Annotated in this window: 20 protein-coding genes and 3 pseudogenes; 18 read left to right on the top strand and 5 right to left on the bottom strand. The window is 53.9% G+C overall.

Annotation, left to right across the window (positions count from 1 at the left end):
• Window positions 1-141 precede the first annotated feature (141 nt).
• A pseudogene (locus tag WM46_RS22360) lies at window positions 142-2,325 on the top strand (Tn3 family transposase); the annotation flags it as partial.
• 19 nt (window positions 2,326-2,344) lie between these two features.
• The gene (locus WM46_RS22365) at window positions 2,345-2,554 is read left to right on the top strand and encodes a hypothetical protein (RefSeq protein ID WP_102603373.1); all 210 of its coding nucleotides are present in this window, start codon (window positions 2,345-2,347) and stop codon (window positions 2,552-2,554) included.
• 247 nt (window positions 2,555-2,801) lie between these two features.
• Here the strand turns inward: WM46_RS22365 and WM46_RS22370 are convergent.
• Window positions 2,802-2,987 (bottom strand): annotated as a pseudogene (locus tag WM46_RS22370) (transposase); the annotation flags it as partial.
• Between the two features lie 802 nt (window positions 2,988-3,789).
• On the opposite strand from WM46_RS22370, the gene WM46_RS26910 reads away from it, so the two are divergent.
• From WM46_RS26910 to arnF, 9 genes are all read left to right on the top strand, one after another.
• Window positions 3,790-4,128 carry a LuxR C-terminal-related transcriptional regulator gene (locus WM46_RS26910; protein WP_410374634.1) on the top strand — a complete coding sequence of 113 codons (339 nt, stop codon included), beginning with the start codon at window positions 3,790-3,792 and terminating at the stop codon, window positions 4,126-4,128.
• Window positions 4,129-4,130: 2 nt separating this feature from the next.
• Window positions 4,131-4,265 (top strand): hypothetical protein, encoded by a 135-nt coding sequence (locus tag WM46_RS26690; protein WP_262360414.1) that lies wholly within the window; start codon window positions 4,131-4,133, stop codon window positions 4,263-4,265.
• A 1,145-nt stretch (window positions 4,266-5,410) separates the two neighbouring features.
• Window positions 5,411-6,550, top strand: coding sequence for a UDP-4-amino-4-deoxy-L-arabinose aminotransferase (gene arnB, locus WM46_RS22380; protein WP_102603375.1), 1,140 nt, complete (start codon window positions 5,411-5,413; stop codon window positions 6,548-6,550).
• Window position 6,551: 1 nt separating this feature from the next.
• On the top strand, window positions 6,552-7,535 hold the full coding sequence (arnC, locus tag WM46_RS22385; RefSeq protein WP_102603376.1) for an undecaprenyl-phosphate 4-deoxy-4-formamido-L-arabinose transferase: 984 nt from the start codon (window positions 6,552-6,554) through the stop codon (window positions 7,533-7,535).
• Window positions 7,532-9,514: a bifunctional UDP-4-amino-4-deoxy-L-arabinose formyltransferase/UDP-glucuronic acid oxidase ArnA gene (gene arnA / locus WM46_RS22390; RefSeq protein ID WP_102603377.1), complete on the top strand. Its 1,983-nt coding sequence runs from the start codon at window positions 7,532-7,534 to the stop codon at window positions 9,512-9,514. The genes arnC and arnA overlap by 4 nt, the downstream gene beginning before the upstream one ends.
• Window positions 9,511-10,413, top strand: coding sequence for a 4-deoxy-4-formamido-L-arabinose-phosphoundecaprenol deformylase (gene arnD / locus WM46_RS22395; protein ID WP_102603378.1), 903 nt, complete (start codon window positions 9,511-9,513; stop codon window positions 10,411-10,413). The genes arnA and arnD overlap by 4 nt, the downstream gene beginning before the upstream one ends.
• Window positions 10,410-12,062, top strand: coding sequence for a lipid IV(A) 4-amino-4-deoxy-L-arabinosyltransferase (gene arnT, locus WM46_RS22400; protein WP_102603379.1), 1,653 nt, complete (start codon window positions 10,410-10,412; stop codon window positions 12,060-12,062). Before arnD ends, arnT begins: the two co-directional genes overlap by 4 nt.
• Window positions 12,062-12,388 (top strand): 4-amino-4-deoxy-L-arabinose-phosphoundecaprenol flippase subunit ArnE, encoded by a 327-nt coding sequence (arnE, locus tag WM46_RS22405; protein WP_102603380.1) that lies wholly within the window; start codon window positions 12,062-12,064, stop codon window positions 12,386-12,388. The genes arnT and arnE overlap by 1 nt, the downstream gene beginning before the upstream one ends.
• Window positions 12,385-12,795 (top strand): 4-amino-4-deoxy-L-arabinose-phosphoundecaprenol flippase subunit ArnF, encoded by a 411-nt coding sequence (arnF, locus tag WM46_RS22410; protein WP_102603381.1) that lies wholly within the window; start codon window positions 12,385-12,387, stop codon window positions 12,793-12,795. The genes arnE and arnF overlap by 4 nt, the downstream gene beginning before the upstream one ends.
• 513 nt (window positions 12,796-13,308) lie before the next feature.
• Here arnF and WM46_RS22415 read toward each other — a convergent pair.
• Both WM46_RS22415 and WM46_RS22420 read right to left on the bottom strand, forming a co-directional pair.
• On the bottom strand, window positions 13,309-13,572 hold the full coding sequence (locus tag WM46_RS22415; RefSeq protein WP_102603382.1) for a type II toxin-antitoxin system RelE/ParE family toxin: 264 nt from the start codon (window positions 13,570-13,572) through the stop codon (window positions 13,309-13,311).
• Between the two features lie 30 nt (window positions 13,573-13,602).
• Window positions 13,603-13,839: pseudogene (locus tag WM46_RS22420) on the bottom strand (CopG family ribbon-helix-helix protein).
• A 998-nt stretch (window positions 13,840-14,837) separates the two neighbouring features.
• Here WM46_RS22420 and WM46_RS22425 point away from each other — a divergent pair.
• The 6 genes from WM46_RS22425 to WM46_RS22455 all read left to right on the top strand — a co-directional run bounded on the left by WM46_RS22425 (window position 14,838) and on the right by WM46_RS22455 (window position 21,620).
• Window positions 14,838-15,578 (top strand): molecular chaperone, encoded by a 741-nt coding sequence (locus tag WM46_RS22425; protein WP_102603383.1) that lies wholly within the window; start codon window positions 14,838-14,840, stop codon window positions 15,576-15,578.
• A 56-nt stretch (window positions 15,579-15,634) separates the two neighbouring features.
• Window positions 15,635-17,275, top strand: coding sequence for a fimbria/pilus outer membrane usher protein (locus WM46_RS22430; protein ID WP_102603384.1), 1,641 nt, complete (start codon window positions 15,635-15,637; stop codon window positions 17,273-17,275).
• A complete protein-coding gene (locus tag WM46_RS26435) occupies window positions 17,227-18,471 on the top strand; it encodes a fimbria/pilus outer membrane usher protein (RefSeq protein ID WP_187394416.1) in 1,245 nt (414 codons plus the stop codon). Before WM46_RS22430 ends, WM46_RS26435 begins: the two co-directional genes overlap by 49 nt.
• Window positions 18,472-18,518: 47 nt before the next feature.
• Complete coding sequence (locus WM46_RS22445; protein WP_102603386.1) at window positions 18,519-19,595, top strand: fimbrial protein; 1,077 nt, start codon at window positions 18,519-18,521, stop codon at window positions 19,593-19,595.
• Window positions 19,596-19,682: 87 nt separating this feature from the next.
• Window positions 19,683-20,357 (top strand): hypothetical protein, encoded by a 675-nt coding sequence (locus WM46_RS22450; protein WP_187394417.1) that lies wholly within the window; start codon window positions 19,683-19,685, stop codon window positions 20,355-20,357.
• Window positions 20,358-20,807: 450 nt separating this feature from the next.
• A complete protein-coding gene (locus WM46_RS22455; protein ID WP_102603388.1) occupies window positions 20,808-21,620 on the top strand; it encodes a hypothetical protein in 813 nt (270 codons plus the stop codon).
• Between the two features lie 60 nt (window positions 21,621-21,680).
• Here WM46_RS22455 and WM46_RS26440 read toward each other — a convergent pair whose 3' ends face one another.
• A complete protein-coding gene (locus WM46_RS26440) occupies window positions 21,681-21,998 on the bottom strand; it encodes a hypothetical protein (protein ID WP_187394418.1) in 318 nt (105 codons plus the stop codon).
• Window positions 21,999-22,421: 423 nt separating this feature from the next.
• On the bottom strand, window positions 22,422-23,528 hold the full coding sequence (locus tag WM46_RS22465) for a reverse transcriptase domain-containing protein (RefSeq protein WP_102603390.1): 1,107 nt from the start codon (window positions 23,526-23,528) through the stop codon (window positions 22,422-22,424).
• 228 nt (window positions 23,529-23,756) lie between these two features.
• Here WM46_RS22465 and WM46_RS22470 point away from each other — a divergent pair, with 228 nt between their 5' ends.
• On the top strand, window positions 23,757-25,478 hold the full coding sequence (locus WM46_RS22470) for an O-antigen ligase family protein (RefSeq protein WP_102603391.1): 1,722 nt from the start codon (window positions 23,757-23,759) through the stop codon (window positions 25,476-25,478).
• Window positions 25,479-25,488: the final 10 nt, after the last annotated feature.

The raw sequence follows: 25,488 nt of genomic DNA on the forward strand, positions 1-25,488 counted from the left end.
ATCAGACACCTTGTGTCTATTATGGCAAAAATACGATTTAATAGACAGCCCATGCCTTCCGTTTTATGTTGTCTGATAATTTATAATATTTCGGATGGTTACAAAGTTGTTAACTTGTAACCTTCAGGCAGGGAGGCTGATATGCCCGTCGATTTTCTGACCACCGAGCAGGAACTGAATTATGGTCGCTACGTTGCGGAACCCAATGACGTGCAGCTGGCGCGCTATTTTCATCTTGATGAACGGGATCTTGCTTTCATTAACCAGCGGCGGGGAAGGCATAACCGGCTGGGAATAGCGCTTCAGCTTACCAGCGCCCGTTTTCTGGGCACCTTTCTAACAGATTTAACCCGGGTTCTGCCGGGTGTTCAGCAATTTGTTGCGGTGCAGCTTAATATCCGCCGTCCGGAAGTCCTCTCCCGCTACGCTGAACGGAATACGACACTCAGAGAGCATACTGCGCTGATTAAGGAATATTACGGTTACCATGAATTTGGCGATTTTCCCTGGTCTTTCCGCCTGAAGCGCCTGCTGTACACCCGGGCATGGCTCAGTAATGAGCGACCCGGCCTGATGTTTGATTTTGCCACCGCGTGGCTGCTTCAGAATAAGGTCCTGCTGCCCGGAGCAACCACACTTGTTCGTCTCGTCAGTGAAATACGCGAACGGGCAAATCAGCGTCTGTGGAAGAAACTGGCCGCGTTGCCGGACAGCTGGCAGACCGCCCGCGTGACGGAACTGCTGGACATTCCTGAGGGGCAGAGAATTTCACCGCTGGAACAACTAAAAAAGGGACCAGTCACCGTCAGCGGCCCGGCATTTACAGAAGCGCTGGAGCGGTATGTCCGGCTGCGAACCCTTGAGTTTTCCCGGCTGAATTTTACCGGCCTGCCCGCTATACAGCTACGTAATCTGGCGCGTTATGCAGGTATGGCATCGGTAAAATATATCGCACGCATGCCAGAGCAAAGAAAACTGGCCGTACTCACAGCATTTGTTAAAGCTCAGGAAATAACAGCGCTGGATGAGGCCGTTGATGTGCTCGATATGCTGATACTGGACATCACCCGCGAGGCGAAGAAAACGGGGCAGAAAAAGCGGCTCAGGACGCTTAAAGATCTTGACCGTGCTGCGCTACTGCTGGCGCGAGCATGTTCATTGTTGCTGGATGAGCAGGCTGACGATGCTGAACTGAGGGAGACCATCTTCAGCTGCGTACCGAAAAGCAGGCTGGCAGAATCCGTCAGCAAGGTTAATGAACTTGCCCGCCCTCAGAACAATAACTTCCATGATGAAATGGTGGAGCAGTACGGCCGGGTTAAGCGTTTTCTTCCTGCGGTATTGCGGGATCTGCATTTCCGCGCTGCGCCAGCAGGAGAACATACGCTGGCCGCGATTCATTATCTGACCGAACTGAACGGCTCGAAAAAGCGCATCCTCGATGATGCTCCTGAACATATCATCACCGGCCCCTGGAAACGCCTCGTGTACGATGCGGAAGGCCGGATACAACGCGCCGGTTACTCACTGTGTCTGCTCGAACGCCTTCAGGATGCACTGCGCCGCCGGGACATCTGGCTCGAAAACAGCGATCGCTGGGGAAGTCCCCGTGAGAAGCTGTTGCAGGGTGAAGAGTGGCAAGCTCAGCGTATCCCCGTCTGTCGTGCGCTGGGACATCCCACCGATGGGCATAAAGGCGTGCAGCAACTGGCCGTTCAGCTGGATGAGACCTGGAAAGCTGTCGCATCCCGATTTGAAGGGAATGCGGAAGTCCATGTTTGCAATGACGGTAAATATCCTTCCCTGACCATTAGTAGCCTGGAGAAACTGGAGGAGCCACAGTCATTGCTTTGTCTCAACAGTCGGGTCAGACAGTTGCTTCCTCCGGTTGATTTGACGGAATTACTGCTTGAAATAGACGCCAGAACAGGATTTACACGGGAATTTATGCATGTCAGTGAGTCCGGAGCGCGGGCGCAGGATCTGCACGTCAGCCTGTGTGCGGTCCTGATGGCTGAAGCCTGCAATATCGGACTGGAACCGCTGATAAAGCACAATATACCGGCACTGACCCGCCACCGGCTCAGTTGGGTGAAACAGAATTACCTCCGGGCAGAAACACTGGTCAGCGCCAATGCCCGTCTGGTTGATTTTCAGTCTACGCTGGAGCTTGCCGGGCGCTGGGGCGGTGGTGAAGTGGCGTCAGCCGACGGCATGCGCTTTGTCACGCCGGTGAAAACCGTCAATTCTGGGCCTAACAGAAAATATTTTGGTTCCGGGCGTGGCATCACCTGGTACAACTTCGTCTCTGATCAGTACTCTGGATGCCGTACCGGTGAACCCCGTGCTCAACTGTCTTTATCTGGCTAAATCTTCCCTCGATGCCGCATTTGACGACGACGGCAGGCTGAAAGGCAAACTGCTGGCCAGAATCACCGGAAACATCGCCGGTTTATCGACGCTGCTCTCACGGTGTGGCTGGAAAGCGATATCCGCTGAAACCTCCTGGACTGGCTTTTATTTACTGCGCGTAGCACCCTCTGACAAAATTTAAGGCGCTTCACATTATGCCTCCCTCTGTCTCTGACCCAGTTGAAATGCTCGAAGCCTGCCTTAATGCACTTAAATCAAGGGGACTTCCCGATAGCGCAGGTCTTAAGCCAGATATGTTTCCGGACAAAAAGCGACTCCTGGCTGACACAGAAATACAGCTGGCCATTATTGCCGTTGAAGCTGAAAAACTACTGAAACTGCAGCCCGGGGATGCCTTGTTTAGGATTGAATGTGATTATGACGATCGTGTCGCCGTCACCGGCATCGCGCTCCTGCCGGCGTATCCAGGCTCTGAGCGTCTCAGGGGAGCAACCAATCTTTTGGGCAACGGAACAGATAGCTTCCCACTGCGAGCTGTACTCATGCTGGCTTTCAAAAACCAGGCGGGTGGCACGCTGACGCACCTCGGGGGAAAACTGATTGTTTTTTGTCATCCTGTTACCTCTCTCAAGGAGTTTAGTCTCCAGGAAACCCGGTACGGTTCACTTACATTTTTTGTGTTGGTTTTATTTTTATTTTTATTTTTTTTTATGATTTCCGTTGATTGAGAGTTGCTTTGGTTTTGCATTGGGGCATAGTTACGAGCCGTGGACATGGCTGGAGTCATACCAGAGTTCGCTAAGCATAGAACGTATGTGAGATGCACCCGATAATTTTGGTGCTTCGGCTCACAAGGCAGGGCACCGCCCCTCTGCTTTCTCACCCTATGTAACTTAGGACAGTAGAACCTAGAACGGAGCACACGCATGCGGAAGACAATACAAAATCTCGGAAATACACGCGCAAACATAACCGTAGCGGGGGTTGCCCGCGTGAATGGCTGCGCCATGTGTTACGTATCGTGGGGCAGCGCCGGTCCTTTAATTATTTTCCCGTCCGTTTTACTGAGCGGTGGGAGATGTGATTGAACCCGGATTGGGCCCGACAACCGGGCAGTGCCGGGTGGAAGTGTTTTCGCCATGCTGGCTGGCTCGTACAGGAATAGTTCGTCTCCTGGAAGAAAGCGGGTGGTCGGTGGCAGAGGGCGTGGAAAGCTCAGGGGAATCGCTTACCGTAGTCTGGCTGGCCGCGCCACTTCAACAACAACTTGCTACCCTGAAGGACCTATTGGGTTACCTGTGTGAGAAGGCCGGGAAGGCATCTGTTCTGCTTATCTGCCGGGTTGATCTTGACTGGCTGTGGCAGTTCCTGCCCCCGCTCCTTAGTACGAGGCAGGGAATTGGTCAAATCCGTATTATGGATGCCGGAGACTCATTGCATCGCTGGCGGAGAACACTGAAGGGACAGGATACGCAGGTGTCTTTTTCCGGAGTGTGGGCCAGAGGTATCACGAATTCCGCGCTGACTTTCAGGGAAAAACAGGCACTATACAGTCTACTGGAGGGGAGGTCTGTCCGTGAACTCAGCGAACAACTAGGACTGTCACCCAAGACTGTATATGTCCACAGATACAGTGCAGTGCACAAGATAGCGGAAGTCCTGGCCTCTTGTTCCTCTTCACCTCGTATCCGGCACAGGCGACTGGTTCGGGAGCTGGCTATGTCGTATACGTGGCTGTCGGGAGAAGGGATGTGAATATGACAGAGAAGCTTTCAGAAACACACCGGGTACTGGTGGAGCAGTCCCGGGTGCTGCTTGAATCATGGCCGCAGGCGATTGTGATTGTCCTTACGGGGATTTTGTTGTGGGTATTCACCCGCCCCCGAAGGTGAGAGGTGACTGGCTATGGAGCGGAAAAATGAATAAAAACAGTCATGTTCGGCAGACCGTATGTCCTGAAAACGGGGGCAACAGAGAAGGGGAAGAGTGCGACAATTATCTTATTCTGGTTTTTATGGTGTGCCTGGTGCTGGTTAGGTTACTGAGGTATCTGATAGTATAGTGAAAACGGTTTGTTACGGTAAGCGTAAAGCTGGCCAGAATAATCAGCACCGGGCGGACTGACTTATTGTCGTCTTATAGCCGGCGGATGTAGCCATTAACACAGTGCAGTTAACTTAGACTGCCCACCAGTACAGACGGACATCTAGATATGAAAACCCAATCCTGACGACACAAAACCCGCAGGAATGATTCGACTGACATCAAGCTCCGTGTGGTTGAACTGGCTTACCCATGAATGAATAATCACGCCGCAGTAATCACGATTAACTATCGAATGCACAGCTATGCTGTGCCGGATTCAGTATAAGTCAGGTCAAATACGTATGGGTAATATATCAGTCGCAAAAGACTTCATTGTTTAACCACTTAACTGAGGACGGCTACGATGCCTGTACCCTATATTGTTCTTTTCCTCATTGCCTGTGTCTGCTGCGAGCCTCCGGGACAATCGGTTTTTCAGTAACATAATCTCAGTAAAATAATGTGATGCCAGAAGTTCCGGCATGACCAGAGATAAAAATACAGAGCTAATCGCTAATAGCCAGACGCAGCATAAGCTCTGTTGATAATGAAAACTCCCGGCCAGACCAACGTGATATTACGATGTATCGGGTGAAATATTTAATGGTATTTCTTCTCTTCTGGCAACGCGTCCCCTGCAAAGGTGACACGAAATGGCTTTATCTGGAATCAAAATGTGCCCAGTGTGTATTACCGTGAATAAGAACGGTGAGTCCCCCTGTGCCAGCATAGTTGTCGCTTACTTTTTTTGAAGGAATCTTATTATGTCTGTGCATACGGTGCCGACTAACATGAAATACCCGGGTGGGATGTGGCTTTTACCTCCCTGTAATAATTTTCCCCCTGAGAAATGAACGCTACCTTGAGATGAGTTTATGGTTCGTTTAAATAAAGGCGTCGGTATTTGGATAATATTGAAAAGCTACCTTTTACTCCGAAAGAGAAATGAATAATGCGCGATTTTTTGCCTTTTTCCCGTCCCTCCATGGACGTTGAGGAAATCGCCGCTGTACAGGAGGTGTTAACCTCTGGCTGGATCACCACCGGGCCGAAAAATCTGGAGCTTGAAGAGGCGTTCTGTACGCTGACGGGAAACCGTCATGCGATTGCCGTCTCCTCCGCCACGTCGGGGATGCATGTCACCCTGATGGCGCTGGGCATTGGTCCGGGCGACGAAGTCATTACGCCGTCTCTGACCTGGGTGTCGACGCTGAATATGATCGTGCTTTTGGGCGCCACACCGGTGATGATCGACGTTGACAAAGATACGCTGATGGTGACGCCAGAGGCGGTCGAGGCTGCCATTACGCCCCGCACCAAAGCCATTGTGCCGGTGCATTATGCAGGCGCGCCGTGCGATATCGACGCCATTCGCGCCATCGGTGAATACCACGGCGTTCCTGTCATTGAAGATGCTGCCCATGCCGCCGGAACGTACTACAACAACCGTCATGTGGGCTGGCTGGGGACGGCAATTTTCTCCTTCCATGCCATCAAAAATATGACCTGCGCCGAAGGCGGCCTGGTGATAACGGACGATGAACAACTGGCGCAAAAAATCCGCAGCCTGAAGTTCCACGGTCTGGGCGTCGATGCCTATGGCCGCCAGACCCACGGCCGCGCGCCGCAGGCAGAGGTCATCACCCCGGGCTTCAAATACAACCTCGCGGATATCAACGCCGCGCTGGCGCTGGTGCAGTTGGGCAAACTGGGCGAGGCCAACAGGTACCGTCATGACATTGCCAACCGCTACCTGCTTGAACTCTCGGATACCCCTTTTCAGCCGCTGCGCATTCCGTCCTGGCCGCATCTGCACGCCTGGCACCTGTTTATTATTCGCGTGGATGAAGCTCAGTGTGGCATCTCACGGGATGCCTTAATGGCGGCGCTGAAAGAGCAAGGCATCGGTACCGGCCTGCATTTTCGTGCGGCCCATACGCAAAAATACTACCGCGAGCGTTTCCCGGAGGTGTCGCTTCCAAACTCTGAATGGAACAGCGCGCGTATTTGTTCTCTCCCTCTTTTCCCGGACATGACCCATGACGACACAACCCGCGTCATTACCGCGCTCCATCAGCTTGCAGGACATTGATATGTTCAGTGCACTACCCGTACACAAAATCTCCGTGGTGATCCCTGTCTATAATGAACAGGAGAGCCTGCCGGAACTGATCCGACGCACGACGGCCGCCTGCGAGACACTAGGTAAGGCGTATGAAATTTTGCTGGTGGATGATGGCAGCAGCGACGATTCCGCGCGGATGCTGACCGACGCCGCGCAGGTGGAGGGAAGTCACATTGTTGCCGTGCTGCTCAACCGTAACTACGGTCAGCACTCGGCAATCATGGCCGGGTTCGGCCATGTCACGGGCGATTTGGTGATTACGCTGGATGCTGACCTGCAAAACCCGCCGGAGGAAATCTCTCGGCTGGTTGCCAAAGCCGACGAAGGCTACGACGTGGTAGGCACCGTGCGGCAGAACCGTCAGGACAGCCTGTTCCGCAAGCTGGCGTCACGCACCATCAACCGCCTGATCCAGCGCACCACCGGTAAAGCTATGGGCGATTACGGCTGCATGCTACGCGCCTATCGTCGCCACATTGTCGACGCCATGTTGCACTGCCATGAGCGCAGCACCTTCATTCCGATTCTGGCGAATACCTTTGCCCGTAAAGCTACGGAGATCCCGGTGCTGCACGCCGAGCGCGGGCATGGGGAGTCGAAATACAGCTTTATGCGCCTGATCAACCTGATGTACGACCTGATCACCTGTCTGACCACCACGCCGCTGCGCCTGCTGAGCGTCTTCGGTAGCGTTATCGCGCTGGCCGGGTTTGCGCTTTCCGTTCTGCTGGTTGTGCTGCGGCTGGTCTTTGGCCCGCAGTGGGCGGCGGAAGGGGTCTTTATGCTGTTTGCTGTCCTGTTCACGTTCATCGGCGCCCAGTTCATTGGTATGGGGCTGCTTGGTGAATACATCGGCCGTATTTACAACGATGTTCGCGCGCGTCCGCGTTACTTTATTCAACGTGTTGTCCGTCAGGCACACACCGCATCTCAAGAGGAAAAACACCCATGAAAGCTGTCGTCTTTGCCTATCACGATATGGGGTGCTCGGGCACGCAAGCCTTGCTGGACGCAGGTTTTGACATTGCCGCGATCTTCACCCACCCGGACGTTGCCGGAGAAAACCACTTCTTCGGCTCGGTGGCGCGTATTGCGGCTGAACACGGAATTCCGGTTTATGCCCCGGACGATGTGAACCATCCGCTGTGGGTGGATCGCATTCAGAAACTGACGCCGGATGTGATTTTCTCGTTCTATTACCGCAATCTTCTCTGCGATGCTATTTTAAGTGTAGCCGCTAAAGGGGCGTTCAACCTGCACGGCTCCCTGCTGCCAGCCTACCGTGGCCGCGCCCCGCTGAACTGGGCGCTGGTAAACGGTGAAACGGAAACGGGCGTCACGCTGCACCGTATGGTACGACGCGCCGATGCAGGCGGTATTGTGGCGCAGCAGAAAGTGAGCATTGATGCTGATGAGACGGCGCTGGAGCTGCACCGCAAGCTCTGCTCCGCCGCGCAAAGTCTGCTGCGTGACGCGCTGCCGACGATCCTCCAGGGAACCTTTACCGAAACCGCGCAGGATGAGAGCAAGGCAAGCTGCTTTGGCCGCCGCACGCCGGAAGACGGGCGTCTGGACTGGAACAAGCCCGCTCGCCAGTTGCACAACCTTGTGCGCGCCGTGACCGACCCGTGGCCGGGGGCATACAGCTTCGCCGGGGTGTGCAAATTTATCGTCTGGAAATCTCGCGTGCGTGACGACATCCCTGCGGCAAAACCGGGTACCGTCGTCTCTGTCTCCCCGTTGATTGTGAGCTGCGGCGAGCAGGCTCTGGAGATCGTCACCGGACAAACCGACAACGGCCTGTACGTTCAGGGGGCGCAGCTGGCGCTATCGCTGGGACTGGTGGCGGGGGCGCTGATTACCAGTGCGCCGGTGGTGGCTATCAAACGCCGCACGCGCGTCCTGATCCTCGGCGTGAACGGGTTTATCGGTAACCACCTGACCGAGAGACTGCTGAAAGACGATAACTACGAGATCTACGGTCTGGACATTGGATCCGATGCGATCGGCCGTTTCCTCAGCAATCCGCGTTTCCACTTTGTGGAAGGGGACATCAGCATCCACTCCGAATGGATTGAGTATCACATCAAAAAATGTGACATGGTGCTGCCGCTAGTGGCAATTGCCACGCCGATTGAATACACCCGTAACCCGCTGCGCGTCTTCGAGCTGGATTTCGAAGAGAACCTGAAGATTATCCGCGACTGCGTGAAATACGATAAGCGCATCATCTTCCCGTCGACGTCGGAAGTGTACGGCATGTGCACCGACAATAACTTCGATGAAGACGCGTCCAATCTGGTCGTTGGACCCATTAACAAGCAGCGCTGGATCTATTCAGTTTCCAAGCAGTTGCTGGACCGCGTGATCTGGGCATACGGCGAGAAAGAGGGGCTACGCTTTACTCTGTTCCGTCCGTTCAACTGGATGGGCCCGCGTCTGGATAACCTGAACGCCGCGCGTATTGGCAGTTCCCGCGCCATCACCCAGCTGATCCTCAACCTGGTGGAAGGCTCGCCCATTAAGCTCATTGAAGGCGGCAAACAAAAACGTTGCTTCACCGATATCAGTGACGGTATCGAAGCGCTGTTCCGCATCATCGAAAACAAAGATGGCCGCTGCAACGGGGAGATCATCAACATCGGTAACCCGGATAACGAAGCGAGTATCCGTGAGTTGGCCGAAATGCTACTGGCAAGCTTTGAACGCCACCCGTTGCGCAGCCAGTTTCCACCGTTTGCCGGTTTCCGCGAAGTGGAAAGCAGCAGCTACTACGGTAAAGGTTATCAGGACGTTGAGCACCGCAAGCCGAGCATCCGTAACGCGAAGCGCTGTCTGAAATGGACGCCAACCGTGAAGATGGAACAGACCATTGATGAAACGCTCGACTTCTTCCTGCGTACCGTGGAACTGTCGGAACAGGCATCATGAAAAAAGTCGGTTTACGCATTGATGTCGACACCTTCCGCGGCACGCGCGACGGCGTCCCGCGGCTGCTGGAGTTGCTGAGCAAGCACTGCGTGCGCGCCAGCATTTTCTTCAGCGTCGGGCCAGACAATATGGGGCGCCATCTGTGGCGTCTGGTTAAACCGGCCTTTCTGTTCAAAATACTGCGATCGCGCGCGGCCTCTCTCTACGGCTGGGACATCTTGCTGGCAGGTACCGCCTGGCCCGGCAGGCGCATCGGTGCGGAGAATGAAGCCATTATCAGTGAGGCCGTACATCAGCACGAGGTGGGGCTTCACGCCTGGGATCACCACGCGTGGCAGGCCTGGGCGGGCGTCTGGGATATTCCGCGCCTGACGGCTGAAGTTGAGTACGGCGTGCAGGCACTGGAGGCGATTACCGGCCAGCCCGTACGCTGTTCCGCCGTGGCGGGATGGCGCGCCGACCAGCGCGTGGTAAAAGCCAAAGAGCCCTTCGCGTTTCGCTATAACAGCGATTGTCGCGGCACTGCTCCGTTTTTACCGCTGTTGGGGAACGATTGCACCGGTACGGTTCAAATCCCGGTAACGCTTCCCACCTGGGATGAAGTGGTCGGGCGTGGCGTTAGCCCCGCAGGGTTTAATCGCTACATACTGGACTGCATGCATCGCGACGCGGGGACGCCGGTCTACACCATTCACGCCGAAGTGGAGGGGATCGTCTGTCAGCATGATTTTGATGCCCTGCTGACGCTGGCCGCAGCAGAAGGCATTCATTTCTGCCCGCTAAGCGACATGTTGCCAGATGATCTCAGCACCCTGCCCGTGGGAAGAATTGTCCGTCAGGAAATGGCTGGTCGGGAAGGCTGGCTTGGTTATCAACACACCGTGAGCACGCTATCATGAAAGCAGCCCACTATGGCGTAGCACTACTGGCACTGTTTATTGTTTATTACATTATCCCGGTCGATCTCCGCCTGTTATGGCAGCCGGACGAGACGCGTTATGCGGAAATAAGCCGCGAAATGCTTGCCTCGGGAGACTGGATTGTGCCGCATTTTCTGGGCCTGCGTTACTTTGAAAAGCCGATTGCCGGTTACTGGGTTAACAGCATCGGACAACTGCTGTTTGGTCACTCCAACGTTGCCGTGCGCGCCGGGGCTATCTTCTCTACCGGCTTAACGGCGCTGCTGGTGATTTGGCTCGCCTGGCGTCTTTGGGGGGATAAGCGGGTGGCGATCTTCTCCGGCCTGATCTTCTTAACCCTGTTCCTGGTCTATGGTATTGGCACCTACGCCGTACTGGATCCGATTATCGCCCTGTGGCTGGCAGCGGCGATGTGCAGCTTCTGGCTGGCCGCGCAGGCGAAAACCGTCGCCGGAAAAGCGGGGGGCTACGTTCTGTTGGGGCTGGCCTGCGGCATGGGCGTCATGACCAAAGGTTTCCTGGCGCTGGCGGTACCGGTGATTGGCGTGCTGCCGTGGGTGATTGCGCAGAAGCGCTGGAAAGAGGTGCTGGTTTTCGGCTGGCTGGCGATCCTGAGCTGCGTGCTTATTGTCCTGCCCTGGGGGCTGGCGATTGAGCAGCGTGAACCGGATTTCTGGCGCTATTTCTTCTGGGTGGAGCATATTCAGCGTTTTGCCCAGAGCAATGCCCAGCATAAAGCGCCGTTCTGGTACTACCTGCCGTTCCTTATTGCCGGGAGCCTGCCGTGGCTGGCGCTACTGCCAGGCGCACTGCGGCTGGGCTGGCGTGAGAGAAAAAATGAGGGCGCAGGGCTTTATCTGCTGGGCTGGGTGGTGATGCCGCTGTTGTTCTTCAGTATTGCCAAAGGCAAGCTGCCGACCTATATCCTGCCGTGCTTTGCGCCGCTGGCGATTCTGATGGCGCGCTATGCCTGCACCGTCGCCGAAAAAGGGGCCAGGGTGTTACGCATTAATGCAGGGATCAACCTGGCGTTTGGCGTGCTCGGTGTGGTGGCGGCACTAGTGGTATCGCCATGGGGGCTCGCTATTCGTCCGGTCTGGACATCGGTCGAATTATACAAAGTCTTCTGCGCGGTCATCGCTTTTCTCGTCTGGGCAGCAGTGGGCTGGTTTACGCTGAAGCTGAGTCTGCAGCGCTGGTGGCTGGCGGCGCTCTGTCCTGCCGGGCTTGCCCTGCTGATTGGTTTTGCCATCCCCAATCTGGTGGTGGATTCCAAGCAGCCACAGTCGCTGGTGTATACCGTGCGCATGCCATTAGAGGAGAGCCGGTTTGTGCTGGCAAACAGCGTTGGCGTGGCGTCGGGGCTGGCGTGGGAGCTTAATCGTTCTGACATCATTCTCTTTGGTCAGATGGGGGAGCTGAAATATGGCCTCAATTACCCGGATGTGAAAGGACGGTTTGTGAGCAATGACGAAATCGCGCAATGGATCGAAACACATCGCCAGCAGGGGGCGGTGTCGCTGGTGATCCTGCTGTCAAAAAACGATGACATTGCCCGCGCCGGGCTGCCAGAACCGGACAACCTGACGATTCAGGGGCGTCTGGCTTACCTGCAATACCTGCCGTAATGATGGCCTGGGTCTGGCTGGTACTGGCAAGCCTGTTGAGCTGCGCAGGACAACTGTGTCAGAAACAGGTGACCCGTTCGGGGGGCGGTCAGCAGGTTGCCCTGTGGCTTGGACTGGCTTTGCTGGCGCTTGGCGGTGGGATGCTTGCCTGGCTGGTAGTATTGCAGTATCTACCCGTTGGGGTGGCCTATCCCATGTTGAGCCTCAACGTTGTCTGGGTCACGCTGGCGGCGAAAACGCTCTGGCATGAGTCTGTGCCGTCACGTCACTGGCTGGGCGTCGGGTTGATTATCGTCGGGGTTATTGTGCTGGGAGGAAGTCTGTGAACGGTGCATTTTGGGCGTTATGCAGCGTGATATTAGTCAGCGTGGCGCAACTTTTGCTGCGCCATGCCATGATGACGTTACCCCCCGTTAATGACGCTTTTTTTGCTGCTCTCTGGCACGTTGCGCCCGGTACGGGAGCGCTGATGTTGGGGTTAACTGGGTATGTCGCTTCAATGGGCTGCTGGCACCTGGCCCTGCTCCGAATAGCGCTCAGTAAAGCCTGTGCCCTGCTGAGCCTCAGCTACATTCTGGTGTGGGGAGCCGCGATTTTGCTGCCCGGCTGGGGAGAACACTTTTCCTGGTGTGGGCTGGCGGGCGTCGGCTTGATTGTACTCGGTGTGCTGACGATATTTATGCCGCAGAGAGTTTGTTTCATTCTCCATGGCCCGTCATCTAAATCGTTGTGATCAGTTCGGGGGAAATCCATCCACAATCACCAGAGGGCGTCTGTCCAGCAGCGCCATCATGTCATGCTGGCGAATATGTTTCCATCTGCAGGAGCAGATGAAAATGAACGCGAGTGAGCCACTGGACAAGTGTCGCTATATGTAAACGTTGTCAAAACAGAGTTCTTGTCGTTACTCCGGGATAAGGATGGCGGAAAACTGCTTACTGGCCATCCGTCAGCCGGCATTGAGGTGGCAGGATCTCTGCGCAGGCTAAGATACAGAACGTGTGAACCTGACACGCCGATGCTAAGGGAGAAACTGTGGTTGAACACCGTGCAGAAAGAGTACCGTTGCGACATACAGGGACGAAGTTTCCCATAGTAGTGACGAAGGCGCTGTAATGGCGGACGTTATTCAGCTTTGTTTAAAGCAACAACTGCTGACAGGATGATTATTTTGAACAAAGTAAAACCTTATCTGATCGATAAGCCTCGCACCCGATTTAGATAGTTGATGGGTGACTCACCTGTCTCAACGGTTTTCTCGGGTATTCCACAGCCGTAGCACGTAGACGATAGAATCAAGAATCTCGTAACGAACCTCGTACTCTCCAGGCAAAATCCGCCTGACCTCATATGGTTCAAATTGGAACAATTGCTCTTCAGTACGCGGATTACTTAGCAGAATGGTCGGGGATTGAGTCAACAAATGTATCGCCCTCGCCGCTGCGGACTTGTTAGCCACATACAAGTGCTCCAAATCTGATAGCGCCATGCTGGTCCACTTAAGTTCCATCAACGCAGCACAGACAACGGTTAGTCGGTATCAGAGTTGCACTGCCTGATGATCAATAACCTGGCCAGCATCCACATCTGCCAGAGCTTCCAGAGTAAGGCGATCTCGCTTTTCTTCCTGGGCTATCTATGCGGAAAGTGCCTGTTTCATGATCCAACCCCGTGAACGTTCAAGTCGTGCTGCCCATTGGTCAACCTTTTCGGCCATCAGTAGTGGCACGTGTGCTGTCCGTACCCTGGATGTTGCTTGTGTCATGTTGCTCTTCATTTACCGACTCCTGGTGATTTATTATTCAAAGTTAATCAGAATGATTATTCTAAAATCAATCAAGGTGGTGTCAGTCTGGATTCGCCGTGGGTTAACCATGTTGAGCGTCTGTGGCAGTTACTGACGACACAGTCACCTGCCGTTCAATGTGGTAACGGCCAACAATCCTGGCGCTGACAACAACAATTGAAGCAGCACTTGCAGGCGTTGTCTGTGTTCTCCCCTGTTTCGCCTGTATTCGTCTTCTGTTGTCTGTGGCACCAGGGGCTGGTGAGGATTGACGTCACACGAGCGTCGACAAGACACAGTCATTGTCTGCCGAATGATAATATTTTATATCATCCATTATTCTTACCAGGGTTGACAAAAGTTTCAGGCCTGCCGCTTATTTTAAGAACGGTGAAAGGTCTGGTGAACGATAAGCCAGTATGTGTGGTATGAATCCATGAACTTTCTTTTTTATTTTCTAAATCCATAGCATTCACTTAACTGATGGAATAAATGAGTATATTAGTAAACAATAATATGTCAGGTTGTTGTTTTTTTTCTGGGGGAGGGGAGCCAGTCTGTGATAACCCCACAGGGTAAGAATGATTTTGTTGTTAGGTTTCCCCTGGTTTTTTTGTGGTTTTGTTTTTTTTGTTATGATGGGGATGTTTTGTTTTTATTTTTTCATTATAAATCATCTTGTTGCTGTATTTATTGTTTTGTGTTTGTTGTTGTTTGTGATTTTGACTGGCTGTGGGTTGTGTGTGTTTTTTTTGATGGGTATTATTTGCATCTCGAATTATGGGAATGTCCATATATGGTGACCGATAGTAACACTAATTATCTAAAAATCTCATCCCTCTGTGTGTTGATTAAGGTGAGGGTAATGATGAATGTTTTTACTTGTTAGTCTATGTAAGCTTACTGGTAAGTAGAATATAGAAGCAGATCAGATTTAGATATATAGCGTTCCCTGCTGATGTAAATATATTCACAAGAGTAAAAAAGTAATGATTAAACAAATATGGTCAGGTTCAATCCTGAGCGCAATCCTGATGATGACGAGCCTGTCGGGTGCTCATGCTGATGACGGGAAAGGCGGTATATCTCTGGACGGGACGCGTCTGGTATTTGATGGCAGCAAAGATACTGCATCCATGACTGTAACGAATTCATCGTCCACTGATGTCTGGCTTATGCGTTTCTGGGTCTCTCCTTATGGAGAACAAAATGCAGAAAAAAAACAGGATGTCCCTTTTGCTGTTACCCCGCCTCTTTATCGGCTGGATGCAAAGAGCGCGGTTCAGATCCGCGTAAACCGCCTGTCGGACAGTCTGCCGACGGATCGGGAATCAGTGTTCTACCTGAACAATCTGGCTATCCCGCCGAAAAAGGGCGAGAAGACCTACCAGAAAGCGGTACAGAGTGGTCTGCAGTTTGCTGTGAATACGCGTATCAAACTGCTCTATCGCCCGGCGGCACTGAATGATACGCAGGCATTGAAAAATGCGCCGGAAAAATTGTCGGTAGCCTCCTCCGGGAAAGAACTGCTGGTGAAGAACCCGACGCCGTACTTCATCACCCTGACACAACTGACCGTGAATGGTAAAGCAGTATCAACGGGCAAGGACACGATGATATCGCCGTTCGGTTCACTCAGTGTGAGCACGCCGGTGGCGCACGGAGCCTTCAGCTATACCACGGTGGATGACCACGGCATGACCACCCGGAAACTCGATAAAACGTTCTGAGTTCCGGGCGTGGACCGGAAGGCGGTATGCCGGACACAGGTCAGCAGGAGTAAGTGATGAGGGTGTGGCAACCGGAAGCGAAGAAAATGCCTGCGTCCAGGCGCAGGGTGTTGTCGGGATGGGTTCTGGGGGTGCTTACCGCCGTGAGCAGCATGCAGGACGGTGTTGCTGCCGACAATGGCGGAATGCCTGGTGTAAAGGCCTCCGGTGCCCTGCAGGGAAAGCAGGAAGACCAGTCGCTGAGCTTTGACAGTGATTTTCTGGGAATGGGGGGCGGAGGTACGGGCAAACATGTTGACCTCTCTTATTTTGCTCATAAAGGGGGAATGCTGCCGGGGCGGTACGCCGTCCAGGTGAAAGTGAACGGCAACGTGGTAGATGACGGGCGGATGGTGGAATTTCGCTCCCGTACTGACGAACCCGGAAAGTTGTATGCCTGCGTGAATGAGCAACAGCTCACGGAATGGTGGGGAATTATCGCTTCACGCCAGGGAGAGCCGGTACAGGTTCAGAAAAAAGAAGTGTCGGTGTCATATGGTGACAACGAAAAGAGGGACGAACCGGTGCACCCGGTCACCCTACCAGATGAAGGTTCCGGAGGCGATGCCACGCGGAGGGCGGTAGCGTTGTCGGACGCAAGTGGAAAAAACGATGCCGGCATGGACAGTAACAGCGGTGATGCCACTTGCCCGGTCAATGGTGTGGAAGCGATGGTCCCTTACGCGAAGGAAGACTTTGATTTTAACAAACGAACCCTGTCGCTGACGGTTCCTCAGGCTTCACTGGGGCCGGCCTCACGGATGCGAACTTCCCCACAACTGTGGGATGAGGGGATGACTGCCATTCTGATGAACTACAACTACAGCGGCAGTCAGCAGAACAGCAATGGTCAAAAGCGTGGCAGCGATTTTCTGGGAATGAACGGTCAGTTGAACCTGCTGGGCTGGCGTATTCGCAACGACCTGACCTGGCACAAAAGTCAGGGGAGCGGTGGCGAATGGAATGCCTCCCAGGTCTATGCTCAGCATGATTTTCAGGGGCTTGGTGGTGGTCAGATGACTGTGGGGCACACCACATCCACGGGCGGTGGTGTGGACTCAGTGCCGTTCACCGGTATCCGGCTCGATTCTGATGAGGGGATGCTTGACCCCAGATATACCACTTACCGTCCGGCTATCACAGGCATTGCCAGTTCACCGGCGACGGTGACGGTAAGACAGTACGGTAAGGTGATTTATCAACAGAATGTACCACAAGGTCCCTTTTCTCTGACGGATTTTAACCGCAGTGGGAACGGTGATGTGGATGTGGAAATTCGTGAGGCGGATGGCCACTCGCGCCACTTCACGATGGCCCAGGCCAGTAATGGTACGCTCATGCAACGGGGGGCGACCTCATGGAGTGCCTCCTCAGGAAGGGCCATCGGCAGCGCCGGCTATGTCGACGATAAGTTTGTGCAGACGGGGATTTCGTACGGTGCATGGGCAAACAGTACCCTGAATGGTGGTGTACTGCTGTCGCGAAACTATCAGGCTCTTTCGGTCGGAACGGGGGTTTACGCTGGTGCCTGGGGGGCTCTGGCCTATACCCTGAAAACCGCCCGTGCCGACCTTGCAGCGATCCCCGGACGGGGGGAGCCGCTACCGGGGTGTCACATGATGTCAGCTGGTCGCGTAATTTTGGTGATACATCGGTGAGCGCGACATGGTCGCATGCACAGACACGTGACTTTTACAGCTATTCAGACCTGCTGGTCATGAAACCGTTGACGCCCGGGGAAAAAGAGGATGCCACTGTCGGTACCCGGGACAGCTACGGTCTGTCGCTGTCGCAGTCGCTGGGAATGTGGGGGAGCATCTCCCTGAACGGGACACACTCAACTTCCTGGGGGAGTAGTGCAGTACAGAATAACGTGTCACTCAGTTACAACACCACGGTTCGTGACGTGGGTATCGGCGTCTCTCTGGGGTACAGCACGATGAATGGCAGCAGCGAGGCCGGTAGTGACAATAATGGCTCACCGGTACGGATGAACAGCAGCCTGGATAACCGGACAGACAGAAGCATTGCGGTGAATATCTCGCTACCGCTGGGGAAATGGCTGAATGCCAACAGTGTGAGTGGTAACTACTCGTATTCGCGCTATAACGGTATGGCCAGCCAGCAGGCAGGCGTGAGCGGCTCTGCACTTAATGGTGCTATGTCATGGTCCACCTCGCAGTCTCTGACCGGTACAAAAACTGGCAACGCAAGTGCAGGATACAGCGGTCGATTTGGGTCAGTCAGTACCGGTTACAGCTATGGTGGTGACAGTAAAAGCGTGTCGTACGGCCTGAATGGTGGCCTGGCCATACATCGCCACGGAGTGACTCTGGGCAGGCAGGTAGCGCTCAGCGGCGGCAATGCTCTGGTTGAAATACCCGATGTGAGTGGTATCAGTGTGAATGGTGCGGTAACTGACTGGCGGGGCTATGCCCTGGTGGGGGGACTGACACCTTATGACCGAAACCGTATTAATGTGGATATGAGTAACCTGCCAGGGAATGTTGAGCTGGATGCTTCCAGCAAGAATGTGGTGCCGACCCGAGGGGCTATGGTGGAGATACCGTTCAGAGGGCACAGGGGCTATCGCCTGATGGTTACCCTCAGGCGTAGCGGTGATGAGGTTCCGTTTGGCTCCACTGCATCGCTGAAGCAGGACGGCGAGGAGGCTATGCCGGTGACCGGTATCGTGGGTGACAGCGGGCAGGTCTATATGTCAGGCATGCCGGAGAAGGGGCGTATCACGGCGACCTGGGGGGAGGATAAGGATGCGCAGTGTACGGCGACCTACACCCTCCCGGCGAAGACGGATATGTCGCTGCTGAACGAGATAACGGCACGATGTGAGTAATTCCCTGGCCTGGCGTGGGGCAAGGATAATCAGGAAAAGGCAGGAACATGAGACAGAATGACGGCCAGAGGTCACTGGTGCACATGGTATTGATCGCCATGACGATAATGTCGGGAATGATGGCGGCGGGACATGCCGAAACGCTGAATGCGCAAAAAAGTCCGCCGGTACCGGTCACCTTTGGTATCAGAGCCCTGTCGCCGGAGACGCCGGTCGACCCGCAGACCGCTTTTGTGTCGCAGTCAATAAGGCTGCCGGATGCCGTCTGCAGTGCCTGTACGGACCAGGACCGCTGGGCCCGGACATGGACTCTCTCACAGATGACCCTTGACCGGGATAATACGCGACGTGACCAGGGCTGGTACCTGTTTCGCAGTGGGCTGAAGGGGATTGGCGTCAGTGTGAAGGTGGATCCGAAAGTGGCGCGCCCCCTGAGTGGGGTGGGCAGGCAACTGAAAAGTGATGATGAGCCAGAGGTGGGGCTGGTGCGAACCGCGCAGGATACCGGGGCTGGTCTGGCGGATTTACCGGCGGCAGAATTCACCCGAATCACCACATTTACCGGCCAGGACGGGCAGGTGAAGTATGTGCAGGAAGATACTATCCGGGTATCAGCTGACCTGCGGGTGCCGACGTGCACCACTTCGGCCGGGAATCTGAGCTTCGTATTACCGGATATAAGCCAGGCGTGGCTGCACCGTAACGTGAATGAAGGAGGATTCAGTGATACGCAGGCTTCTGACGTCCGTCTCGTGGTGGCGAACTGTTCGTCGAACACCCGAAATCTGCGTGTACGTTTTATTCCGGATGGCAACGTCACGGATTCTGCATATGGGCCGGCAACCATTCTGGTGGGACGCGATACCGACGGACAGGATAGCGGAGTGGGTTATCTGATGAAATACGACGCTACGGGATTCGGGCGCACGCAGCAGGGGATAGTACAGTGGGACCGCAACCGGCCACTGGTCGTGACGAACCCGCAACCGGAAGAGAGCAGCGATGCACTGACTCAGGGGATTACTGTTTCGCTGCAGACGTTTTATGCCCGACCGGAGAATGGTAAGGCAATCGCTGCCGGAAAAATTACGGCAAAGGGCCTTTACCAGGTCTCTTATGACTGAGGTGTATGAGACATGTACGGTCTGAGACATATACGTAACACGAATATAATTAATGAAACGAACAGCATAAATAACGGTATCAAGAGCATGCCGGGAAAGGACAGTAACGTTCCCGGTATGTTGAAAGAAATGCTCAAGGGCACCCTGCCGTGTCTGCTGTTATTCGTGGTGGTGGCCGTGGGGGGAGAGGGTGAGAGGGCTCTGGCCGGAAGTGAGACTTTTCTGCCGTCAAGGGAAATCTCTCTCAGCGGGACGGTGACGGCCCCCTCCTGCCAGGTGAAACTGGAGGAAGAGCAACTTAACTTTTCACGACAGACCGGGGGGAATGACATGCAGGTTCAGACCCTGCATCTGCGACTGAGTGAGTGTGATGCGAACGGTATAGGTATGACCTTCACTGCCACACACTGGCCGGATATGCCTGAGAGGGGGGGGCTGCAGGAGGAAAACAGCGGCGCTTATGCCACGCGGTGGTACTACACAATATCACCTCAGGACTCTCCGGAGGACGAGTGGCCCCTGACTCTGGCGCCGGACTCGCCGGCTCCGCTGCAGGTGACAGGCCGCAATAAAACAGATGCACAGGCGTACTTCAGCCTGGACAGGGTGAATTACTGGTACGACATGAAGACACCCCTGAAAACGGGAGATATGATGGTGATCCCGTTTGCGGTGACGGTCCGGCATGACGACACGCAACGCGCTGAACTGACAGAGGATGACCTTGAGGCAAAATTCACGGTACAGCTTTCCTGGCGATAACCACATGTTATTAGCCTCTCCCGCTGGAGCCGGGTGGCATATAGCGTATGAACGTGACGCCTGACTTAATAAAAGACGGCGGGAAACATATATCGTTATAAGGGGCGGAAAGTCACGATGTTATTTTGCAATCCTGAATGTGCAGAAAATCATATGCAAATAATATCATTAATATTAATGCACCAGAATAAATGTTACCTGACTGAAGGCTAACAAACGTATTGGACGTGGCAAGGTAAAAAGAAAAGCAGAGGCGTGTGTAAATGGCGATAAGGATTATAGCTGTTATTATTTTCTGTTATTGATGGAATAATGTGGCAGGAAATATAAGGAGTGATAATAATAGAATTTGTTCTGTATCATACTTCAGCTGGAGTGATGATTTTGCAATATCAATGACTTTCTGTTAATGCAGTTATTATTAGTTAATAACATTTAAAGGTATACGTTATGAGTTTTGTTATCAAAAGAAAAATGAACACCACTGCACTGGCCGTCTGTGCAATCCTGGGGATGGGTTATAATGCGATGGCTTCAGCAGCAAGCGCGGATTTTACGACGAATATTACAGTCGTTTCGCCAAATACGTGTGAAATTGAGACCACTGCTCCTGAAAGCAATTCGTGGGCGTTAACATGGACGCTCGCGGATGCTGCAGACACCAGTGGCACACTGGATTACGGCGCATCTTCCACCACCCCGTTTTTTATTAAAGCTGCACTGAAAGAGGGCTCTGCCGCAAACTGTAACCTTAATGGTGTTGTCGCCGGGGCGAACGTTACTGGTAGTAACGTTACGGAAGTGAATGGTCAAAAAGGCTATTTCCGTGTTGCTACTGAAGGCGGTTTCTGGCGTTATGCACCGACGATTGCACAGGTTAAGATGTATACTGATGCGGATGCAACGGCGGAGGCAATCGGCGATATCAAAGTGGTGGATGCCGTTGGTAAAGAACATTCCCAGTCTGCCACGCCACTCTACGCGCATCATGACGATATCAACGCGCTGGCAGGGATGAACTCTAACCCGGCGGTGGAGCTTACTGATAACTATTTTGTGGCAACGGGCGATTCATTACTGGCCGGTAATCAGGATGTAAAAATTACATCCACAGCGACCGACGCCATCAAATCGGTTCAGATTGGTGTGAGTGCGCTAATCGCCAAAGACCCGGAGAATGCTGAAGGCAATGTTGACGTCGTTGCCGTGACGGGAGATGAAAATATCTCCATGCCATTCACCGTGGATGTTGGTTACCGTTAATTTAACCCCGTTATCAGATAATACCTCCCCTCCTGGTTTTCGGGCCGGGTTGTGGAGGTGTTATACAGTTTCATTCAATAGGAAAACAGGTATGAAATTGAAAACTATTTTATCATCCTTTGCTGCGCTGGGATTGATTGCCTCATCAGCCGCCGTTGCTGCGCCGGTCGACTTCAGTGCAGCCATCGCCGCGTCAGGACCTGAGGTCGGAATTACAATTGTTCCCGAGACAACCGACATGAACGCCACGTACACGGTAACAGGAGATGACGAGTCCGGATACACCGGGTCTTTCGCCGAATTCGCACAGCCTGCGACATTTCTGGTGAAATCGACGACGGGAGGGGTATTACCTGCTTTGTCCGTTACAATACGCACCGAAGCTCACCAGAACGGCGGACGCCCTCGCGCCGTCCCAGTTGTCGAGAGGTCAGGCGTGAAGTGGGGTTTCGCTGCGGCGTACCAGCGCCTAGACGCTTACGCCGAGCCAGACGGCACGGGGGTTGCCAAGCATTTACCAGGCAAGTTCGTCAATGAAGCATATGGTAACGAACTCGCAGTTCGTTACAGCCCCCCGGATGGCGCGATGGTCGCGCCTATGTCGAAAGCCCCCGAGACGGTAAGGTTCACGCCGTTGTCCGGAGTAAAACCGTTGGTGTCCGTCACAGGGGCCAGCTCACTTGACAATAACAACGGACCGGCCCTCGAGGCGGCTGGCGGTTACCTTAAGCCGTGGGGAGTACGTAAGGTCGTGTTCCCGGACACTCTCGACTCGCGTTCGTTGCGGGTAGGCTTAATAGCCTACGCTTCGGTAACGCCCCTAACATCTGTCGGCGCTTTGGTCAACGGGTTTGCATTATCGGTTCCTGGTACGCTGACGGTTACTCCTATGTAACAACTTCTTGCCGAAGACGGAATTAAAGCTGTCAACCATCGTCTGCGGTATAACGCCATCCGTGCAGCCTGAACGTTTTTGTTCAGATGACGGATTTGCTCATAAAGCCGGTGACACTGCAGGCGGTGTTTTTCTATGGCGCGGGGAGCAATGGAATGTATCCCGTGCTCTTTAAACCACAGCCCCATCCAGTCAAAACCCCGTTCGGTTTTCCCGAGCTGGGTTTTGTCCGGGTGGAGCGTAAAACCAAATGTGTTCAAAAATTGTTTCAGGTCCCGCACTGCACGACGCAGTGTCCAGCGGGTCGGAGCCAGGAGAATAAAGTCATCCATGTAGCGGGCGTAGCGCACGCGGGTGTTTTTCGCGAACAGGCTGTCCAGTTCGTACAGGTGAAATGCCGCCAGCAGCGGGCTCAGGGCGGCACCACGACTGATGCCGCGGCGGGGAGTGTGAAAGTTTCCTCCGTCCTCAACGCTGTAGTGCAGAAACTGCCACAACAGGTTGCGCAGTACGGGATGGCTGACGTGACGGGTGAGCTGGTCGTACAGGCGCTGTTTATCAATGGCTGCGTAATAACCCTTTATGTCGGTACGGAACACAAAGGGTGTGGCACGCCGGCGGAGGTGATGATGTACCCGCAGGGCGCTCTGGCGACCACCGCCGTTTCCTTTAACGTGTTCACACAGAGGGTGGACAGGCAGGGATGGCGTCAGGATGTGGGTCAGCATTTTTAATACGAGTGCATCACGGGATGACCATAATGCGATGGTTTCACCTGTGGATTTTTTTATTATCTGCAACGGGGAGAAATGGTATTCACCTTTATTTAACTCAGATAAAATAATTTTACGCTCCCGTTGCCAGTGAAAGCGAAGGTGCCATATATCTGCGTTGTCGGGATAGCTTTTTCGCTGAATCAACCACTGATATGCGCTTTCGATATTTTGCGCCGTGAATGGATTATTGTTATTTACGTGCTGCTGTTGGTTTTTATTTGTTTTTCGTTGTTTCATTTTTAATTATTTGTCTTTCTTAACTGGTTTTGTCAATGTTTTATAATTCTGAGTGCTGTGTATTTTTACTGGTCTGGTTGCACGATTTTCTGTCCGGGCTCTTTTTTATTTATTTTTGTTATCTGGTTTGTTTTTTATATTCCCTGCCCGGTTATCCGGTGCAGGATTCTGATTTTCCGGGGTAACACTCCGGTTGTTTTTATTCTGACCGTAAAGGAAGGTAATCTGATGACTGAAACACGTCAGTATCCCGGGCAGACGGGTATTCTTGCCGGTGCACTGCTCTGTTTTGCCCTGTTATATGTGCCCTGGGGATGGCTCCTGCACACCGGTATTTCTGTGCAGGAGCATGCCGGCTGGGCGCTGGCCGGACTATTGTGTCTGCTGGCGGCCTGTCTGCCGGATATCCGCCTGCACCGGGACTGGTTCCTGTGGTGCGCGGGGGGACTGCTAACTCTTCCACTGTTGTGGATGCCTGAACAGGCTGATGTATGGGGAGCCCTGAGCCGTACCGGTGCACTGTTGACCGGCGGACTTTTATTCTGCTGGATGGCAGGGCGAACAGTGACGGAACGACAGGCCGGGCTGGTTTTCCGCCTGCTGGCTCTGTCTGGCGTCGCCTGCGCCCTCAGTGTGTTCCTGCGCGTATACTGGCCGGCCGGATTTTCAGTCTGGCACCCACTTGCCGGCGGTGGCTGGGTACCGGGCGGTGCGCTGCTTCCTGACCTCATGGCCACTTTTCTGGCTGTCGCCGTTGCGGCAGCCCTGCACTTCTGGCTGTTTCGTGCCAGGTTGCTGACCCTGGTGTTGCTGGCGGTATTGATGTATGCCCTCACCCTGTGTCAGAGCGTGCCGGGCCTGGCTGGTGTGGGCGTGGTCTTCGTGGTTATGTTGCTGGCCTGTGCCCGGGGGCTGCGTCGTCGTCTTCTCCTGGCCGGCCTGGTGCTGGCTGTTGCCGGGGTGAGTGCCTGGTATATACAGACAGGAGGAAAGACCAGTACAGTCTTCCTTAGCCTGCCGGCCGCATGGCTGTTACTGGCACCCGTCACGCGGGCGTGTCTGGCTCTGCTGATGGCTCATCCCCTGAGCGGTACCGGATATGGACGCTTCGAAGGGATGTTGCCTGATGGCCTGAATCTGTCCGGTGAGATGATGGCTTTTCATCCACATTATGTAGTCTCACATCCGGGAAACGAGGTGTTGTACTGGGCTGTTGAGGGGGGCGTTGTTGCCGTCGCAGGTCTGCTGCTGTTTCTGTTCTGGGGAGGACGGATACTGGTTCGTCTGTTCCGTCAGGCTGCACGAGTGGGTGGCTATGGTCACGCAGACAGCGATGCCCTCAGTGGTCTGGTCTGTGCCCTGCCGGTGATTCTGTTTGCTCTGTGTGGTACGCCCTGGTATCAGTCTCCGCTGCATTTCCTGCTCAGCGTAATGCTGCCAGGAATGGCCGTTGCCCGTCTGGCAACCAGCGTGCGGGTTGAAGTGTGTGAACCGGGAGTGGTTACCACTGTGTGTATCCGTACTCTGATGCTTGTCGCCGGGGCTGCACTGGTGTGGTTTGCTGCAACCAGCACTGTGGTGGCGGTGACCCTGCAGCAGGCCAGACAGTCCTCAGGCCATGATATCACTGCTCTTGAGCATACTGTTCGGCTTAACCCCTGGTATATGAAGGATTCGGTACATTTTGCCCGGACAGTGCATCGGTGGCAGGAGTATGCGCAGACAGGAGATTCAGCCATCCTGGCGGATACGGAGTCTTTCTTCAGGGACTACCTGATCCGCCATCCCGATCCGAATGTATACAGCATGTACATTACAGTACTGGATAAACAAGGGAAATCCGATGAAGCTGAACGTGTCTGGGAAGAAGGTATGCGCCGTGTACCATGGGATCGCCGCTTTACCCCTGACGAGCCGATAGTATCTACAACACAAGATGAAAACTATTAAAGGAAAGATT

Source organism: Citrobacter freundii complex sp. CFNIH2 (genome assembly GCF_002880615.1).
GTDB classification, from domain to species: domain Bacteria; phylum Pseudomonadota; class Gammaproteobacteria; order Enterobacterales; family Enterobacteriaceae; genus Citrobacter_A; species Citrobacter_A amalonaticus_F.